This window comes from Variovorax sp. Soil_C_19 (genome assembly GCF_057657255.1).
Genome location: NZ_JBDGIV010000027.1, coordinates 14653 through 32043, shown reverse-complemented (window position 1 = coordinate 32043; position 17391 = coordinate 14653). Strand labels below are relative to the sequence as shown.

Below are 17391 nucleotides of genomic sequence, written 5' to 3'. Positions count from 1 at the left end.
CCGGCGCCGCCGCGCTCCTACACCCTGCATACGACGCGCGCGCAGAGTTCGGGCGCATGGCAGCTTCCATCAACGGCCCTTCGTCGCCAGCAGCCGGCATCCAGCTGCCGCGCATCACCCACGCCGAGCGCGTGATCGACGCCGCCACCGGCATCACCAAAGGCGATCTGGTGGCCTACTACGCCAGCGTGGCGCCGCTGATCCTGCCGCACCTCAAGGGCCGGCCGGTCGCACTGGTGCGCGCGCCCGACGGCATGGACGGCGAGCTGTTCTTCCAGAAGCACGCGCAGCACAGCGAGATCGCCGGCATCAAACTGCTCGATCCGGCGCTCGACCCGGGCCACGAGCCGCTGCTGCAGATCGACACGGCGCGCGCGCTGCTCGGCGCGGCCCAGTTCAACACGGTCGAGCTGCACACCTGGAACGCCACCTCGCGCGCGCTGGCCAAGCCCGACCGCATGACCTTCGACCTCGACCCCGGCGAGGGCGTCGACTGGCCGTTGATCCAGGAGGCCGCGCTGCTGGTGCGCGTGCTGCTCGACGAGCTCGGCCTGCCGTCGTTCCTCAAGACCAGCGGCGGCAAGGGCCTGCACGTGGTGGTGCCGCTGCGGCGCGATTTCGGCTGGGACGAGGTGCGGGGCTTTTCGCGCGCCATCGTCGAGCACCTCGCGCGCATCGTGCCCGAACGCTTCGTCGCCAAGAGCGGACCGCGCAACCGTGTGGGCCGGATCTTCGCCGACTACCTGCGCAACGGCTTCGGCGCCACCACGGCCGCTGCCTGGTCGGCGCGCGCCCGCCCCGGCATGGGCATTTCGGTGCCGCTCGAGTGGGAGGAACTGCCCGACCTTGCCGGTCCGGCGCACTGGACCGTGGCCAACGCCGCCGAGCGCCTGACCGTCGGCAATGCGCCGTGGGACGCGATGGAGAAGTGCCGCACCGGGCTGCGCCGCGCGATGGAGATGCTCGGCTACATGCCTTAGGCCACTTTAGGCCACTTCCTGCGTCGTCACCTCGAAGCGCTGCAGCGTGTTGGCGCCGAACACCATCGTGATCGGCACGTCGGCCGCATCGCGCCCATGTGCCAGCAGCACGCGCCCGATGCGCGGCGTGTTGTGGCGTGCATCGAAGGTGTGCCAGCGGTCGCCCAGGTAGACCTCGAACCAGGCGCTGAAATCCATCGGGTACGGCACCGGCGGCACGCCGATGTCGCCCAGGTAGCCGGTTGCGTAGCGCGCCGGGATGTTCATGCAGCGGCACAGCGCGATCGCGAGGTGCGCGAAGTCGCGGCACACGCCGGTGCCCTCGCGGAACGCGTCGAGCGCGGTGCGCGTGGGGCGCGCCCGGCCGTAGTCGAAGCGCAGGTGCCTGTGCACGAAATCGCAGATCGCCTTCACGCGCGGCCAGCCCGGCGCCAGGTTGGCGAAGTTGTTCCAGGCGAAGGCGAGCAGTTCGCTGTCGACCTCGCAATAGCGGCTCGGCAGCAGGAAGCGCAGCGTGGACGTCGGCAGGTCGGCCGCCGTGTGCTCGATCGCGCCGAGGTCCACCGGATCGGGCGTGCCGGTATCGAAGATCACGGCATGGTTGTGCAGCCGCACGCTTGCCACGCCCGGTGGAACCTGCACCCGGGCGCAGTGGTTGTCGTAGCTGTCCAGGTAGTGGTCGGTGACGAGCGGCGGGCTGATGCTGATGTTCTCGCCGCCCTGCAGATCGCCCGCGCGCGTGGGATGCACCTGCAGCATGTAGATCAGCGCTGTCGGTGCAGTGACCGCCAGCTCGATGTCGAAGCCGATCCTGATCTGCATTTTGACGATCCCCCGTTGGATGTGTATGACCACCGATCCTAAGGGCCGGCCGCGCCCGACCGGCGGGGGCAGAGACGCGAAGCGACGTAGGCGGCACGCTGTCGGCGCGCTCCTACTCCGGGGGCGCACGCTTTCCGACATGCGCGGGCGAGCCGCCACTACGGGTAACAGTGTGAGAAAAACTTAATCTTTGTCACGCTCGCATTCGCCCCCGCCGCCATCTCTGCGCGGACCTCAGGAGGCTGCGGCGCAAGCACCGAGTTTTCACACTGATCTGCTGGAGCAATCATGGATTTTGCGTCGCTGTTCGATTCACTCACCGGCGCGTGGGGGGATGAAATCCTGTTCTGGGTGGTCGCCGCCGTGGCCGGCTTCATCTGCCTGATCGCGGTGGTGAATGTGCTCGACATGTTCCTCGACAATGAAGTTGACCCTCCCGTGAAAGACCCTCGATGACGCCTCAGAACAAGGCCGCCGCCGGGCGCCGCTCGAAGGCCTCGGACGCCGGCAACGCCAAGCAGCAGCAACTCGACGGCTTCACGACCGACCAGGCGCCCCAACTGACGACCAACCAGGGTCTTCAGATTCCCGACAACCACAACTCGCTCAAGGCGGGGTTGCGCGGGCCGACGCTGCTCGAAGACTTCATCCTGCGCGAGAAGATCACGCACTTCGACCACGAGCGCATTCCTGAGCGCGCGGTGCATGCGCGCGGCGCGGCGGCGCACGGCTATTTCCAGGTCTACAAGTCGATGTCGCAGTTCACCGCGGCCGACTTCCTGCAGGGCCCGGACGCGAAGACGCCCGTGTTCGTGCGGTTCTCCACCGTGGCCGGCTCGCGCGGTTCGGCCGACACCGTGCGCGACGTGCGCGGCTTCGCCGTCAAGTTCTACACGCGCGAGGGCAACTACGACCTCGTCGGCAACAACATCCCCGTGTTCTTCATCCAGGACGCGATGAAGTTCCCCGACCTGGTGCATGCGCTCAAGCCCGAGCCGCACCACGAGATGCCGCAGGCCGCGAGCGCGCACGACACCTTCTGGGACTTCGTCTCGCTGATGCCAGAGAGCACCCACATGCTGATGTGGGCCATGAGCGACCGTGCCATTCCGCGCAGCTACCGCATGATGGAGGGCTTCGGCGTCCACACCTTCCGCTTCATCAACCACCGTGGCGAGAGCCACTTCGTGAAGTTCCACTGGAAGCCGAAGCTCGGCATTCATGGCCTGGCCTGGGACGAGGCGCAGAAGATCGCGGGCAAGGACCCTGACTTCCACCGCCGCGACCTCTGGGAGGCGATCGAGCATGGCGACTTTCCCGAGTGGGAGCTCGGCGTGCAGCTGGTGCCGGCCGACCGCGCGCAGTCGCTCGGCTTCGACCTGCTCGACCCCACCAAGCTGATTCCGGAGGAAATGGTGCCGGTGCAGCGCATCGGCCGGCTGGTGCTCAACCGCAACCCCGACAACTTCTTTGCCGAGACCGAGCAGGTGGCCTTCCACCCGGGCCATGTGGTGCCCGGCATCGACTTCAGCAACGACCCGCTGCTGCAGGGCCGGCTGTTCTCGTACACCGACACGCAGATCTCGCGCCTGGGCGGCGCGAACTTCCACGAGCTGCCGATCAACAAGAGCGTCTGCCCGTTCCACAACTTCCAGCGCGACGGCATGCACCGCCAGACCATCGCGCGCGGCCAGGTGTCGTACGAGCCCAACTCGCTCGGCGACGGCAAGGAGTTCCGCGTCGATGGCGGCAGCGTGGGCTTCCAGTCGCACCCCGAAGAGATCGAGTCGCCCAAGCTGCGCCGGCGCAGCCCCACCTTCGACGACCATTTCACGCAGGCGCGGCTGTTCTTCAACAGCCAGAGCGCGGCCGAGAAGGAGCACATCGTCGCGGCGTTCCGCTTCGAGCTCTCGAAGGTCGACGTGCCCGCCATCCGCCAGCGCATGGTCGACAACCTCGCGCACGTCGACGAGAAGCTCGCGCGGCGCGTGGCCGAGCCGCTGGGCATCGGCGCACCCGACGCCAAGGCGGCCGCCGGCCGGGCCGGATTTCGCGAGCACCGCATGACGCTGCCGATCGAGGAGTCGCGTGCGCTCAGCATGGCCGACACCGGCGACGGCACGGTGCGCACGCGCCGCATCGCGATCCTCGCGGCAGACGGCATCGACTCCGCATCGCTCAAGCCGATCCGCGATGCGCTCGAGCAGTCGGGTGCGCAGTGCAAGGTGGTCGGCGCGCGCCTGGGCACCATCGCGAGCGCATCGAAGCGGCAGATCGACGTCGACATGACCTTTGCCAATGCGCCTTCGGTGGTGTTCGACGCGGTACTCGTGCCGGGCGGCAGCCTCGGGATCTCGGCGCTCGCGGCATCGGGCGACGCGGTGCATTTCGTGCTGGAGGCCTACAAGCACTGCAAGGCCATCTGCACGGTGGGCGAGGGCGTCCAGCTGCTGTCCAGGCTCGGCATCGCCGCCGATGCGCAGCAGGCCGATGCGCCGCCGGGCGTGGTGATCGCGGCGACGCCGGTCACCAACCTCGGCGACACGACCGCGGCGACGCAGATCGCGCAGGCCTTCATTGCCGCGATCGCGAAGCACCGGCACTGGGACCGAACCGACATCGATTCGATCCCCGCCTGAGCACCGCAGGGCGACCCTAGTCCATTCGCGCTAGGCCGTCCTGCAAATAGGCGCCGCGCGGGCCGCCTCCTAGACTTTCCGCACGAGGCCCGAAGGCGCGCATTCCTGCCGCGCCGCTTCCCGCAACCGCGGGTGCATGGGCCGCACGCGGGGGTCCAATGACGTGGTTTTCGAGAACGGGATGGGGGCGCTCGGCCCGTCGTGGTGAAAGGCTCGCGGCCGCGTTCGGCGCGGTGGGCCTCGCGGTGCTGCTGCTGGCGGGGCACTCACCTTCGGCAAGGGCCCAGGCGGCACCGAACGCCGAGGCCGCAGCCGGCCGGATGGAGCAGGCGCGGCTCGCCGACACCGACACCCTGCTTGCGCTGACCAGCGAGGGCGCGGTGCTCTACGGGCAGGACAGCGTCAAGCTCTCGGGCTACCAGTACTGCAGCCAGGCGGTGGCGTTGGCCGAGGCCGGCGAATTCCGCCAGAGCGTGCGCGCCGCGAGCAAGGCGCTGCACCTGGCCGATGCCACGCGCGATCCGAACCTGCTCGCCATGGCGCACCGCGACCTGGCGATCGTCTACAGCTATTCGGGGCAGCTCGACAAGGCCGAGCAGTTCGCGCGCGAGGCGCTGCGGCATCCGGCCCGCGATCCGAAGCTCGTCGTCGGCCCGGTGCACAAGGTGATCGGCGACGTGCGCACGCGGCGCGGCGACCATGCCGGCGCGGTGCTCAGCTACGACGAGGCGCTGGCCGGCAGCTCGGCCCGCTACGCGCCGCTGGTGCAGGCCTCGCTCGTCAATGCGCTGATCGAATCGGGCGACGCGGCGCGCGCCCGCGAGGTGCTCGCCACCATCGCGCCGCCGAAGGACGCACCGCTCGCGGCACAGCTCGACCGCACGCGCGCCCGCCTGCTGCTGGCCGAGAACCGACCCGCCGAGGCCCGCGACCTGTACCGCACGCTCACGGTGCGGCAGGCCGGCACCGACGCCGACTACTACCGCCTCTGGGCCTGGGACGGCCTCGCGCGCAGCGAGCTCGCGCTGGGCGACAAGCAGGCAGCGGCCGAGGCCGCCGCGCAGGCGCTCGGCAGCGTGGACCGCGTGCGCGCCAGGTTCCGCAGCGAAGAATTCAAGATGGGGCTGTTCTCCGACCTGCAGACCGTGTTCGAGCGCGCCGTGGCGATCTACAGCGATGCGGGCGATGCCGGCCGCGCCTTCGAGGTCAGCGAGCGCAGCCGCTCGCGCGCGCTGCTCGATGCGGTGCGCGGCCGCGCGAAGATCCACGAGCGCGCCGCGACCACCATCGACCTCGCCACGCTGCAGGCGGCGCTCGCGCCCGACGAGCGCGTGCTGCAGTTCCACTCGCTGCCCGACCGGTTGCTCGTCTGGGTGGTCGGCCCGGCCGGCATCAAGGCGAGCACCGTGGCGCTGCCGCGCGAGGAGCTCACCGAACTGGTGGAGGTGTTCCGCAACTCGATCGTGCGCGGCCGCCGCGCGGCGGTTGCCAATGCCGACAAGCTCGGCGCGGCGCTGATTGCGCCGCTGGGCCTGGTGCCGGGGCAGCGGCTGGTCGTCGTGCCGCACGGTGCGCTGCACTACCTGCCGTTCCAGGCGCTGCGCACCGACGGGCGCTACCTCATCGAGCGCCATCCGGTGGCGGTGGCGCCCTCGATCAGCATCGCGGTGCAGCTGGCGCAGCGCACGCCGCGCGTGAGTGCCGCGCTCACCGCCTTCGGCAATCCGCGCATAGAGGACAAGTACGACCTGCCGGGCGCAGAGGTCGAGGTCAAGCAGCTCGCACAGCTGTTCCCGCGCAACACGGTCTACATGGGCTCCGCGGCCACCAAGACGCAGTTCCGCGACGTGGCCGCGCGTTCGCCGCTGATGCACGTGGCGGCCCATGCCGAGGCCGATGCGGTCGATCCGCTGTATTCGCGCATCCTGCTTGCGAACGAGGGCGGCCGGCAGAATTTTCTGGAAGCGCACGAGATCCTCGGCCTGCCGATGGAGGGCACCGCGCTGGTCACGCTCTCGGCCTGCGAGTCGGGGCTCGGGCGCATCGCGCAGGGCGACGAGGTGCTGGGCTTCACGCGCTCGTTCCTCTCGGCCGGCAGCTCGAGCCTGATCGCATCGCTGTGGCCCGTGTCGGACGACGCGACCGCGGTGCTCATGGGCACGCTCTACGGCGAGCTCGCCAAGGGCCGCGACCTGCAGAAGGCCGTGCAGGCCGGCCAGCTCGCGGTGCTCAAGGACCCGAAGATGGCCCATCCGTTCTTCTGGGCCCCGTTCAACCTGATCGGCAACTGGCGCCTCACCGTGGATGCTGCACATGCGCTCTAGTCCCCGCTCCACCCCCGTCGCGCTCGCGGTGTCGGCGCTGTTCGGCGCGACCCTGTTCGTCGCCGCCCAGCGCGCCCAGGCCAGCGAGCCCGAAAGCACCACGCTGCTGCCGACGCAGAACCCCTGCGCCGCCTGCGACCGCCCGCTGGCCCAGGCCGGCGGCAGCACCGCGCCGCAGAGCCTGCCGGCGAGCCCGCCACCGAACCAGGCCTCCTTCAAGCTCGAGGACCTGCGCCTCAACGGCGTGAAGGCGCTGAGCAACGAGGAGCTGCAGGCGATCACGGCACCCTACATCGGCCGCAACGTCACGCTCGGCGACCTCGAAGGCCTCGCGCAGGCCATCACCGCGCACTACAAGGCGCGTGGCTACTTCCTTGCGCAGGCCGTGGTGCCGGTGCAGACCGTGCGTGACGGCATCGTCGAGATCAGCGTGATCGAGGGCCGGCTCGGCCGCGTCGACGTGGTGGTGGCGCCCGATGCGCCGGTCGCCGAATCGCGCGTGCGCGGCTTCCTCGCGCCGCTCGCGCCCGGCGAGGCCGTCAACGCGCCGGCGTACGAGCGCGCGATGCTGCTGCTGTCGGACCAGCCCGGCCTCAAGGTCTCGTCCGCGTTGCAGGAAGGCACGCAGCCCGGCACAACCGACCTGTCGGTCGAAGTGGCCGCGGCTTCGCGTTGGACCTTTTCGGCCGAAGCCGACAACCACGGCACCAAGGAGTCGGGGCGCTTTCGCTTCGGCGGCACCGCGCGCTGGCTCAGCCCGTTCGGCATCGGCGACAACCTCGACATGCGGCTCATGGTGTCCGACAGCAACGCGCTGCAGTTCGGCCGCGTGTCGTACGAGGCGCCGATCGGCACCAACGGCCTGCGCGCCGGCATGGGCCTGGCGCGCGTGAACTACGAACTGGGCGGGCAGTTCGCCGACCTCGAGGCACAGGGCCAGGCCGACGTCTTCGACGTGTCGCTCAGCTATCCGTTGATTCGCCAGCGCCAGCAGAACCTGTTTCTGCGGCTGACCGCCGATGTGAAGGACCTGACCGACGAACTGCGCGGCGTGGGCTTCAGCGCCAAGAAGCGGGTGCGGGGCTTCGGCGTCGGCTGGACCTGGGAGCGGCGCGACGAACTGCTCGGCGGCGGCTACTGGGCGAGTTCGGGCACGGTCTACCACGGCGACCTGTCGATCCACGACCCCGGCAGCCGCGAGGCCGACCAGGGCTTCGGCGGCCGCCGCACCGAGGGCGGCTTCACCAAGATGAGCTTCCAGCTCTCGCGCCTGCAGTCGATCGTGCCGCAACACTCCCTCTACCTCTCGGTGGGCGGGCAGTGGGCCAGCAAGAACCTCGACGCGTCCGAGAAGCTCGCGCTCGGCGGCGCGCGCGCGGTGCGCGCCTATCCCTCGGGCGAGCTGCTGGTCGACCAGGGCGTGATCGGCACGCTCGAATGGCGCTGGTCGGTCAACGAGGCGTTCACGCCCTTCGCGTTCTACGACGCCGCGCGCGGAAAGATCGCGCGCCATCCCACGCTCTTCGACGGCGACAACACCCACAGCCTGCGCGGCTTCGGCCTGGGCGTGAGCTGGGCGCGGCCCGGCAACTTCTCGGTCAATGCCACGCTGGCCTGGCGCGACGGCACGCCGCGCGCGCAGACCGATGGCGGCGGGCGCAACCCGCGCTTCTACATCCAGGTTCAAAAGGCATTCTGACCATGAAGCCCCGCACCTCCCAGCACCTTCTTCGCACGGCCGCGCGCCGCCTGCGGCTGCGGCCCGTGGCGCTGTCGCTGATCTGCGCGGGCGCTGCGCCCGCGATGGCGCAGGTGCTGCCCACCGGTTTCACCGTGGTCGGCGGCAATGTCGCGATGACCCAGGCGGGCGGCCTGATGAACATCGCGCAATCGACTCAGCGCGGCATCGTCAACTGGACCACCTTCTCGATCGGTGCCGGCGGCATCGTCAACATCCAGCAGCCGAACGCCGCGAGCGTGCTGCTCAACCGCGTCACCGGCAACGAGACCTCGTCCATCGCCGGCCAGCTCAATGCCAACGGCCGCGTGTTTCTGGTCAACCCCAACGGCGTGCTTTTCAACAGCAGCGCGCAGGTCAATGTCGGCGGCCTCGTCGCCTCCACGCTCGCGCTCGCCACCAGCGACAAGAGCTTCATGGACGGCGCCACGAACCTGGTGTTCGAACGCGCCGATGCCAATGGCGCCACCGTGCGCAACCTCGGCAGCATCCAGGCCAATGGCGGCCCGGTGGTGCTGATGGGCGCGGGCGTGGCCAACGAAGGCGCCGGCGCCAGCATCACGGCCGACGGCCAGTCCATCGCGCTCGCCTCGGGCCGCAGGATCACGCTCGACCTCGTGGGCGACGGCCTCACGAACATCGCGATCGACACCAGCGCGATGGCCACCAACGCCTCGGTCGCCAACACCGGCACGCTGCGCGCCGATGGCGGCCGCGTCGTGATGGTGGGCCAGTCGACCACGCTCAACGAACTCGTGGTGAACCAGGCCGGCACGGTGCGTGCGCGCAGCGTGGGCCTGCAAAACGGCGAGATCGTGCTCGGTGCGGGCGCCGGCAACGACGTGCGCGTCGGCGGCACGCTCGATGCCACCGGCACCGCGGCGCGGGGCGGCCGCATCGACGTGACCGGGGGGAGGGTGCGCCTGGAAGGCGCCACGCTCGATGCGAGCGGCGACGCGGGCGGCGGCACGGTGCGAGTCGCGGCGAACGCCGGGCTCGCCGTGGCACCCGACGCCATCGTGCGCGCCGATGGCCGCACCGGCAACGCGGCCGGCGGCGAGATCCGCCTCGGCGCGACCAACTCGGAAACTTCGCTCGACGGCATGCACCTGTCGGGCACCCTCTCGGCCAACGGGTCGGGCAGCGGCGCGGGCGGTCTCGTGAGCGCCGGCGCGACCGCCGTCGCGGTCGGCAGCGACCTCGCGGTCTCGGCCTCGGGCGGCGCCGGCGGCGGCGCCAACGGCCGCTGGGAACTGCGCTCCGAGCGGCAGATGGTCGTGTCGAAAGATGCCCCGGCCTACGACCCCGGCGGCTTCTTCGACGGCACTGCCAGCGGTGCGAGCCAGGTCCATGGCGGCGCGATCGGCGCGGCGCTGGGCCGCGGCACCGACGTGCTGCTGCAAAGCAGTGCCGACGATCCCGAGGTCGGGCGCCAGATGTACGGCGTGTACTTCGACACCGGCAGCCAGGTGGTGAAGGGCGAGGGGCGCGACGCCGCGCTGCGCGTCGACTCGGCCACGGGCATCGGCATGTTCACGGGCTCGGCGATCCAGTCGAAATCGGGCGCGCTGCACGTCGACTTCAACGCCGACGCCTACGGCACCGTGCCCGGCCCCGGCGATGCGCCGCTGGCCTCGGGCATCGGCGCGCCGATCCGGCTCGACGGCGCGGTCATCGAAACCAACGGCGGCAACGTGCGCCTCTATGGCCAGAGCGACGCCGTCAACGGCCGCGCCATCGGCCATGCGCCGCGCTTCGACGAACCCACGGCCGGCATCCAGCTCACCGACAGCCGCATCTCCACCTGCGCAGCCGACGCGACCGGCTGCAGCGGCAGCGGCGGCAGCATCAGCCTGCGTGGCCAGGGCCAGACCCAGGTCGCGAGCGGCTTCTTCTCGGCCAGCGCCGGCGTGGTGCTGGCGAGCGCCGAACTCCTCACCGGCACTGGCCGCATCGAGGTCGACGGCGTGGGCGGTCTGATGGCGCGCGGCGTGGAAGTGCGGCCGAGCGACGACTTCAGCGCACTCGCCCCCGCGCCCGGCTCGCGCAGCCGCATCGTCTCGGGCAGCGGCGACATCGTGCTGCGCGGCAGCACGCGCGGATGGAACGAAGCCACCGACCCGATCGGCACCTTCGGCTTCGGCGCGACCGGCGGCGGCGTCGCGCTGCAGGATGCCGACATCGCCACCGGCGGCAACGTGGCCATCGACGGGCGCGGCGCCAACCTCGATGCGCTGCTGGCGAACGAGGAGTTCCGGAAGCTGGCGGCCTCCGCCACCATCAATGCCTCGCACGGCGTGGTGATCGACGGCAGTTCGGTCGTGGCCGGCAATGGCCGCAGCCTCTCGGTGAGCGGCACGATGGGCAGCGCGGGCCTGCAGCTCGACTTCCTCGGGGTGCCGGTGCCGCCGCCGGCCGGGCTCGACGAGGACCTGACCGCGGCGGCTGTCTGGATCCGCGCCGATGGCGAGGGCCAAGGGCTGCGCGCCGACGGCGGCCAGGTGGTCGTCGACGGCCGCGATGGCGACGTGCTGCTCGAGCGCGACAACCAATCCAACGCCCTGCTGAGCGCTGCGAGCGCCACCGGTGCGGGCGGCTCGGTCAGCGTGACCGGCCGCAACATCTACGCCGGCAGCTTCTCCGATGGCGAGGGCACACTGGCCGACGCGAGCGGCGCGGCCGGCGGCGGCAGCGTGCGCCTCGAAGCCACGGTGCGCAGCGCCGACAACAGCGGCGGCATGCTCTCGGTCGATTCCAGCCTCGCGATCCGCGCCGACAACACCTCGGCCGCGGGCGACGGCGGCAGCATCGTGCTGCTCGCGGGCAACAGCCTGCGCGCGCACGGCAGCCTTTCGGCGCGGGCCGGCGCGGGCGGCGGCAACGGCGGCTTCATCGAGACCTCGGGTGCGGCGCTCGACCTGCGCGGCATCCGCGTCGACGCGGCGGCACCTGCGGGCCTCGCGGGCCAGTGGCTGATCGATCCGTACGCGATCTCCATCGTCAGCGGCACCGCCGCCGGCTCGCTGCCGACCAACCCCTTCGATCCGGTGGCCGCGTCGGTCATCCAGGACGGCGACATCAATGCCGCGCTCAACGGCGGCGCCAACGTGAAGATCACCACGGGCACCGGCGGTGCCGGCAGCGGCAGCATCTCGCTGGCCAACGACGTGCTCGTCGACTACGACGGCGCGTCGGGGCCGCGGACCTTCGAGCTGGCGTCGGCTGGCAGCATCCAGGCCAACGGCACCGGCACGGTGATCCGCTCGTCCGGCGCGGGTGCGCTCGACGTGGTGTTCGACGCGGGCGTCAACCCGGACGGAACGCCGTCGGGCAACAGCGGCTTCATCGTCTACAACGGCAGCATCGACACCCGCGGCGGCGACGTCACGATGACGGCGCGCGGCAATGGCACGTCCACGAGCGGTGCCATCTTCATGGGCGATGCGCAGGTGCAGACCGACGGCGGCGCCGTCACGCTGTTCGCCGGCCAGCCCGGCGCGCCTACCGGCTACATCACGCTGGCCGACACCGTCATCGACACGCGCGTGGGGCAGAGCGATGCCGGCGCCGGCGGCGACCTGCAGATCGCGGGCGGCAACGTGACCCTGGCCGGCGTGAACCTCGCCACCTCGACCGGCGATATCGACATCCGCGGCAGCTCGGCCGACTGGCAGAGCGGCGTGGTCATCACCGATGGCCGCGCGCCGTCGACCATCTCGACCACCACCGGCAGCATCACGGTGCAGGGCGTGGCGCGGCGCCAGGCCTCGTCCACCTTCGCGGGCGCGCACGGCGTGCTCGTCAACGGCGGCAGCAGCATCACGAGCGGCAGCGGCGACATCGTGCTGCGCGGCTACAACTTCAACAATGCGCCGACCGCCGGCGACACCGGCGTGCGGCTCGAGAACGGCGCGCTCCTGGCCACCACCGGCGGCGGCGACATCGAGATCAGCGGCGCTTCGCAGAACGGAGGGGCGGGCGTCTCGATCGAAGCCGGCGGCGGCGTCAGCGGCCCCGGCGCGCCGCCCAGCGTGCAAGGCAGCGGCAACGTGGTGCTGCGCGCCATCAACGACGGCAGCGCCGATGCGATCGTGATCGGCGCGCCCGTGAGCGCCGCCAATGCAATCAACCTGCGCCCGGGCGGCATGGATGCGAACTTCGCGGCCTTCGATGCGACCGGCGCACCGATCGTGCTCGGCGGCGCGGGCGGCGGCGGCTTCTCGGTGTCGAGCGGCGAGTTCGCGCAGCTCTCGGCCCCCACGATCGTGGCCGGCAGCAGCACGCACGCGGGCGACATCACCGTGGCCGGCGCCATCGCCACGCCGGGCGCGCTCACGCTGCAGAACGAGGGCGGCGGCAGCATTGCGCTGAACGGCGCGGTCACGGCCGCCACCGTTGGTCTGCTCGCGGGCGGCAACATCGCGCAGTCTGCGGCCGGGGCGATCACCGCGGGCACGCTGCTGGCGCGCTCGGACGGCGGTTCGGTGGCCCTGGACTCCGCGGCGAACGACGTCGGCACCGTCGGCGGCGGCGCGGAGGGCGGCTTCCGCTACGTCGATGCGAATGCCGTCACCATCGGTCCGGTGGCCGCCGCGGGGTTCGACCCCGGCGCCAACCTGCCGACCGTCGCCAGCGCCGGCTCCATGGCCGCCAGCACGGTCTTCGTGCGCACGCTCTCGGGCGACCTCACGCTCGGCGCCAACGTGAACGCGGCCAGCACCGACCTCGTCGCGGCCGCGCGCTTCCAGAACCCCGGCGCCTTCGCGATCGGCGGCGGCAACTGGCGCGTCTGGGCCGACACCTGGATCGGCGAGACGCGCGGCGGCCTCGCGGGCTCCGGCCCGCTGCCCAACCTGTACCACTGCGCCTACCTGGGCCTGTGCACCGTGACCGTGCCGGCCGGCGACAGCCATTTCATCTACGCCCGGCAACCGGTCGCGACCGTGACGATCGGCAATGCCTCGCGGCCCGCGGGCGCGCCGAACCCGAGCTTCACCTACAGCGTGACCGGCCTGATCCTCGGCGACGACGCATCGAGCTTCAGCGGCACGCCCGGCACAGCGGCGAATGGCGCGAGCCCGCCGGGCACCTACCCGATCGACGGGGCCTTCGCCTCGGCCGCCGGCTATGCGGTGAACGTGGTGCCGGGCGAACTGCGCGTCGATCCGGGGCCGCCGCCACCGCCGCCGCCACCACCGCCGCCGCCACCGCCCGTGGTCTTCGAGCGACCCGACCTGCCCTCGGTGGACGTGGTGCGCGAATTGCCATCGACCTACCTGTACGACCGCAACATCGGCCCGGCACCGATCTGCCTTGCGACCGGCCCGCTCGACGGCGACCGCGCGTCGCAGGACGGCGACGTGCTCGCGCGCGAATGGACCCGCGTGCGCTCGCGGCCCAACCTGCTGAGCTGCGTGAACACCGAGCGGCGCAATGGCTGCGCGGACTTCTGACGCTGAGCGCGCGCGCAGCGCTCAGCGCGGCCCGCGCGCGCTCACGATGAAGAGCTGCGACATCAGGTCGGCGAGCAGCTGCAGCTGCGCATCGCCTTCGGCCAGCGGCGCATGGCGATAGGGTGCTGCACGGGCCTCGATGTCCTCGAGCGGCCCGGCGAAGAACATGCGCCGCAGCGCTCCGCCGAGCGCGTCGTAGGCGGGCACGCGCGCGCGGTCGTCGATGGTGCTCGTGGCTTCGCTGCCGATCCTGGGCGTGGCGAGAAAGGGCGCGAGCACCGCGGCCTGCAGCCGCCCCGCGGCGATCAGCCGGTTGAGCGCCATGTCGAAGGCGAGCGCCGGGCCTTCGGCCAGCGCTTCGCCGAGCAGCGCGGGCAGCGTGCGCCGGCCGCGCGGCGTCACGAGGTAGGCGGTCGCGCCCCAGTTGTAGAGGTCCGCCGCCTCGAGGATCTCGATGCCGCCGATGGCATCGCGCGGCGCCTGCGGGTCACTCGGAAGGTGCTTCTGCAGGCTCTGCCAGAGCCCGAGAAGGGCCGGCGCCGAGGCATACGGCAGGCATTCCAGGAACACCAGGTCGCAGCCCGCGAGGCGTGCGAGCGCGTTCTCGTCGCGCAGCAGCGCAGGCAGCGCGCGGCTCAACTGCACATCGTCTTCGAGCACGAGGAAGAAGCCGTCGGCGGGGGCCGATTCGATCGCCGCCACATGCGAGCGGAAGCACGCATGCTCGCGCCGGCTCACCGCGCCGGCAGGCGGCAGGCCCTCGATGCCGGTGGCCTCGAAGCGCGCGATGGCGCCGTGCAGGCCGAGCGCGCGCAGCTGCGCCGCCATGGTGTCGCGCCGGGCGGTGCTTTTCTGCAGGTTGATGAAGCAGCCGTTCATGCGCGTGACCTCGCGACGGGGTTGTGGTGGCGGTACGGCCCATGACCGAAACCTGGCTCAGCGTGGTGATGCCGTTCTACCGCAAGCTCGCGGAGTTCGAGCGCGTGGCCGCGCGCAACGCGCCGTTCTGGGCCCGACCTGGCATCGAGGTGGTGATCGCGCTCGACGAGCCTTCGGAAGAAGAGAGCCTGCGGCGGCTGCTCGACCGGTTCGCGCAGGTGCGCTGGACGCTGCTCGTCAACGACCGCCCGCACGAATGGCGCCCGCCGTGCCGCGCGATCAACGTGGGCGTGCGCCTCAGCACCGGCCGTTTCGTCTTCGTGCATTCGCCCGAATCGGCCTACGTCGGCGATGCGCCCGCGGTCGCGCTGCATGCGGCAATGGCGGGCGAACGCCATGTGGCGATCGGGCGCGTGGGCTTTGCGCGCTTCGATGCGCTCGACGCGGCTGACGGCAACCTGGACGCGGCCTTCGCGCAGCAGGTGCCCGAGGCGCTCTACCTGCGCACCTTCTACGGGTCGTTGTGCTGCGCGCGCGTGGCCTTCGACGCGGTGGGTGGCTACGACGAGCGCTTCGACATCTGGGGTGGCGACGACGACGACTTCCGCGTGCGGCTCGAAATGGCGGGTTGGCAGCTGCAGGCCTGCGCATCGCTCAAGCTGCTGCACCTGTCGTTCGAGCCGCGCAACGGCGCCGAGCGCTTCGACCCCGACAACGACTGGCGCCGCTGCACGCCGGGCGCGCCGCGCGCGAACCTCGCGGCCGACGGGCGCGAGGACGCCTGGGGCCGCGACTTCGGCCGCGTCGCGCGCGACGACACCGCGCACGCGCCGCACCCGGACGCCGCACGGCGAGAGGCTGCGCCCGCGTGGCTGGGCGCAGCGCCGGCGAGCTTCGCGATGGGGTCGCGCCGCCAGTGCGAGGTCTGCGCACGCATGCTGCACCACGAGCCGGCGCCGCCGTATTTCTGCCCGTACTGCAGCCGCGGCGCACCCGAGCGGCTCATTGCGCGCCCGCGCATCGTCTGCGTGATGCAGCTGCGCAACGAGGCGGGCTGGATCGAGGGTTGCCTCGACCACCTGCGCCCGCACGTCGACGGCTTCATCGCGCTCGACGATGGTTCCACCGACGGCACCGCCGCCATCCTTCGCAACGAGCCGAAGCTGCTCGAACTCCTCGCCAACCCGCCAGCCGAGCCGCACCACTGGGACGAGCCCGGCAACCGCCGCCGCCTGCTCGAATGCGCGCGCCGCCACGGTGCAGGCTGGGTGCTTGCCTGCGACGCGGACGAGCGCTTCGAGACGCTGTTCCTGCGCCACCTGCATGCGATCGTCGATTCGCTGCCCGAGGACCGGCTGGCCTGCCTGTCGCTGTCGCTGCGCGAGCTGTGGGATGCGCCCGACCGTTTTCGCGATGACGGCGACTGGGGACGCCAGACGCGCGCGATGCTGTTCCGGCTGCCGCAGCAGATCGCGTTCGACGCCGCGCCCGCGCTGCACGGCCAGCGGTTCCCCGATGCGGTGGCACGGCATGGTGCGATGTACCGCAGCTACTACCGCGTCTACCACCTGCGCATGGTGCGGCGCGAGGACCGCATCGCACGGCGCGAGCGCCACCGTGCGCTCGACCCCGGCGCACGGCTGCAGCCCATGGGCTACGACCATCTCGCCGACGAAGGACCGGCGCTCTGCCTCGCGCCGGTAGCGCCCGGCCGCGGCTACGACATGGCGACGCTGCCGCCGGCGCTGCAGGCAGGCGAGGCTGCTCAAGGCACCCCAGCCGACAGCGTGCGCGCGAAGTCGCCGCGGTAGGTGTGCGTGCCGGTGTGCGTGAGGCGCGAGCGCGTGTCCACATGCACCTTGCCGCCGATCGACTGCCAGCGGCGGCAGAACGCAAAGTCTTCGCTGAGGTAGCGGCCATGGCCGGGCTCGGCCCAGACATCGAAGAAGCGGTAGTGCGGCCACGCCGCGGCCACCGGGTCGTCCATGCGGTCGGGCGTGTAGCGCAGCTCGGGCATGGCTTCGGCCAGCCGCTCGAACACGGCACGCTCGATCAGCATGAAGCCCGTGGGTGCGTCGAGCACCTCGAGGAAGCCGTCGGGCTCGACCCGTGCGGCCGTGCCCGGCGCGGCAAGGTTGACCGGGAACACCGCATGCCGCGCCTCGAAGTCGTCGCGCGTGCTGCCCGCCGGCAGCGGCGCCGCCAGCCCGGCGCGCGGCCAGCCGTCGTCCTTGTGCGGATAGACGCCCGCCACCACCGGTCGGCCCGCGCACAGCAGGCGCAGCGCGTCTTCGGGCGCGAAGCCGATGTCGGCATCGATCCAGAACAGGTGCGTCCAGCGTGCGTCGGCCATGAATTCCGCCACCAGCCGGTTGCGCGCGCGCGGAATCAGGCTGTCGCCATCGAGAAAGCGTGCCTGCAACGCGAAGCCGTGCTGCCACGCGGCATTGACCAGGCCGAGCAGGCTGCGCACGTAGTCGCTCGTCATCGAGCCGCTGTGGCTCGGCGTGGCGATGAAGGGGCGGATGGTCTTCAGCGCGTCGGTGTCGAGCATGG

Annotated in this window: 10 protein-coding genes; 7 read left to right on the top strand and 3 right to left on the bottom strand. The window is 71.4% G+C overall.

The window, feature by feature from the left end; genetic code table 11:
- Window positions 1-56: 56 nt before the first annotated feature.
- Complete coding sequence (ligD, locus tag AC3A6R_RS26955; protein ID WP_487866159.1) at window positions 57-980, top strand: non-homologous end-joining DNA ligase; 924 nt, start codon at window positions 57-59, stop codon at window positions 978-980.
- 6 nt (window positions 981-986) lie between these two features.
- On the opposite strand, the gene AC3A6R_RS26950 is transcribed toward ligD, so the two are convergent.
- The gene (locus tag AC3A6R_RS26950; protein ID WP_487866158.1) at window positions 987-1802 is read right to left on the bottom strand and encodes a transglutaminase-like domain-containing protein; all 816 of its coding nucleotides are present in this window, start codon (window positions 1800-1802) and stop codon (window positions 987-989) included.
- 288 nt (window positions 1803-2090) lie between these two features.
- Here AC3A6R_RS26950 and AC3A6R_RS26945 point away from each other — a divergent pair, with 288 nt between their 5' ends.
- The 5 genes from AC3A6R_RS26945 (at window position 2091) to AC3A6R_RS26925 (ending at window position 13956) form a co-directional block, all read left to right on the top strand.
- Window positions 2091-2258 (top strand): hypothetical protein, encoded by a 168-nt coding sequence (locus AC3A6R_RS26945; protein WP_487861325.1) that lies wholly within the window; start codon window positions 2091-2093, stop codon window positions 2256-2258.
- The gene (katE, locus tag AC3A6R_RS26940; RefSeq protein WP_487866157.1) at window positions 2255-4441 is read left to right on the top strand and encodes a catalase HPII; all 2187 of its coding nucleotides are present in this window, start codon (window positions 2255-2257) and stop codon (window positions 4439-4441) included. The genes AC3A6R_RS26945 and katE overlap by 4 nt, the downstream gene beginning before the upstream one ends.
- Window positions 4442-4599: 158 nt before the next feature.
- Window positions 4600-6765: a CHAT domain-containing protein gene (locus tag AC3A6R_RS26935; RefSeq protein WP_487866156.1), complete on the top strand. Its 2166-nt coding sequence runs from the start codon at window positions 4600-4602 to the stop codon at window positions 6763-6765.
- Window positions 6755-8464 carry a ShlB/FhaC/HecB family hemolysin secretion/activation protein gene (locus AC3A6R_RS26930; protein ID WP_487866155.1) on the top strand — a complete coding sequence of 570 codons (1710 nt, stop codon included), beginning with the start codon at window positions 6755-6757 and terminating at the stop codon, window positions 8462-8464. Before AC3A6R_RS26935 ends, AC3A6R_RS26930 begins: the two co-directional genes overlap by 11 nt.
- Window positions 8465-8466: 2 nt before the next feature.
- On the top strand, window positions 8467-13956 hold the full coding sequence (locus AC3A6R_RS26925; protein ID WP_487866154.1) for a two-partner secretion domain-containing protein: 5490 nt from the start codon (window positions 8467-8469) through the stop codon (window positions 13954-13956).
- A 21-nt stretch (window positions 13957-13977) separates the two neighbouring features.
- Here AC3A6R_RS26925 and AC3A6R_RS26920 read toward each other — a convergent pair whose 3' ends face one another.
- Window positions 13978-14835: a hypothetical protein gene (locus AC3A6R_RS26920; protein WP_487866153.1), complete on the bottom strand. Its 858-nt coding sequence runs from the start codon at window positions 14833-14835 to the stop codon at window positions 13978-13980.
- Window positions 14836-14876: 41 nt separating this feature from the next.
- Here AC3A6R_RS26920 and AC3A6R_RS26915 point away from each other — a divergent pair, with 41 nt between their 5' ends.
- Complete coding sequence (locus AC3A6R_RS26915) at window positions 14877-16646, top strand: galactosyltransferase-related protein (RefSeq protein ID WP_487866152.1); 1770 nt, start codon at window positions 14877-14879, stop codon at window positions 16644-16646.
- Here AC3A6R_RS26915 and AC3A6R_RS26910 read toward each other — a convergent pair.
- Window positions 16601-17389, bottom strand: coding sequence for a hypothetical protein (locus tag AC3A6R_RS26910; protein WP_487861332.1), 789 nt, complete (start codon window positions 17387-17389; stop codon window positions 16601-16603). The genes AC3A6R_RS26915 and AC3A6R_RS26910 overlap by 46 nt on opposite strands.
- Window positions 17390-17391 lie beyond the last annotated feature (2 nt).

Excerpts from the sequence above, each read along its gene's own strand:
- AC3A6R_RS26930 (WP_487866155.1), top strand. The coding sequence starts at position 6,755 with ATGCGCTCTAGTCCCCGCTCCACCCCCGTCGCGCTCGCGGTGTCGGCG.
- AC3A6R_RS26945 (WP_487861325.1), top strand. The coding sequence starts at position 2,091 with ATGGATTTTGCGTCGCTGTTCGATTCACTCACCGGCGCGTGGGGGGAT.
- AC3A6R_RS26950 (WP_487866158.1), bottom strand. The coding sequence starts at position 1,802 with ATGCAGATCAGGATCGGCTTCGACATCGAGCTGGCGGTCACTGCACCG.
- ligD (WP_487866159.1), top strand. The coding sequence starts at position 57 with ATGGCAGCTTCCATCAACGGCCCTTCGTCGCCAGCAGCCGGCATCCAG.
- AC3A6R_RS26935 (WP_487866156.1), top strand. The coding sequence starts at position 4,600 with ATGACGTGGTTTTCGAGAACGGGATGGGGGCGCTCGGCCCGTCGTGGT.
- AC3A6R_RS26910 (WP_487861332.1), bottom strand. The coding sequence starts at position 17,389 with ATGCTCGACACCGACGCGCTGAAGACCATCCGCCCCTTCATCGCCACG.
- AC3A6R_RS26915 (WP_487866152.1), top strand. The coding sequence starts at position 14,877 with ATGACCGAAACCTGGCTCAGCGTGGTGATGCCGTTCTACCGCAAGCTC.
- AC3A6R_RS26920 (WP_487866153.1), bottom strand. The coding sequence starts at position 14,835 with ATGAACGGCTGCTTCATCAACCTGCAGAAAAGCACCGCCCGGCGCGAC.
- AC3A6R_RS26925 (WP_487866154.1), top strand. The coding sequence starts at position 8,467 with ATGAAGCCCCGCACCTCCCAGCACCTTCTTCGCACGGCCGCGCGCCGC.
- katE (WP_487866157.1), top strand. The coding sequence starts at position 2,255 with ATGACGCCTCAGAACAAGGCCGCCGCCGGGCGCCGCTCGAAGGCCTCG.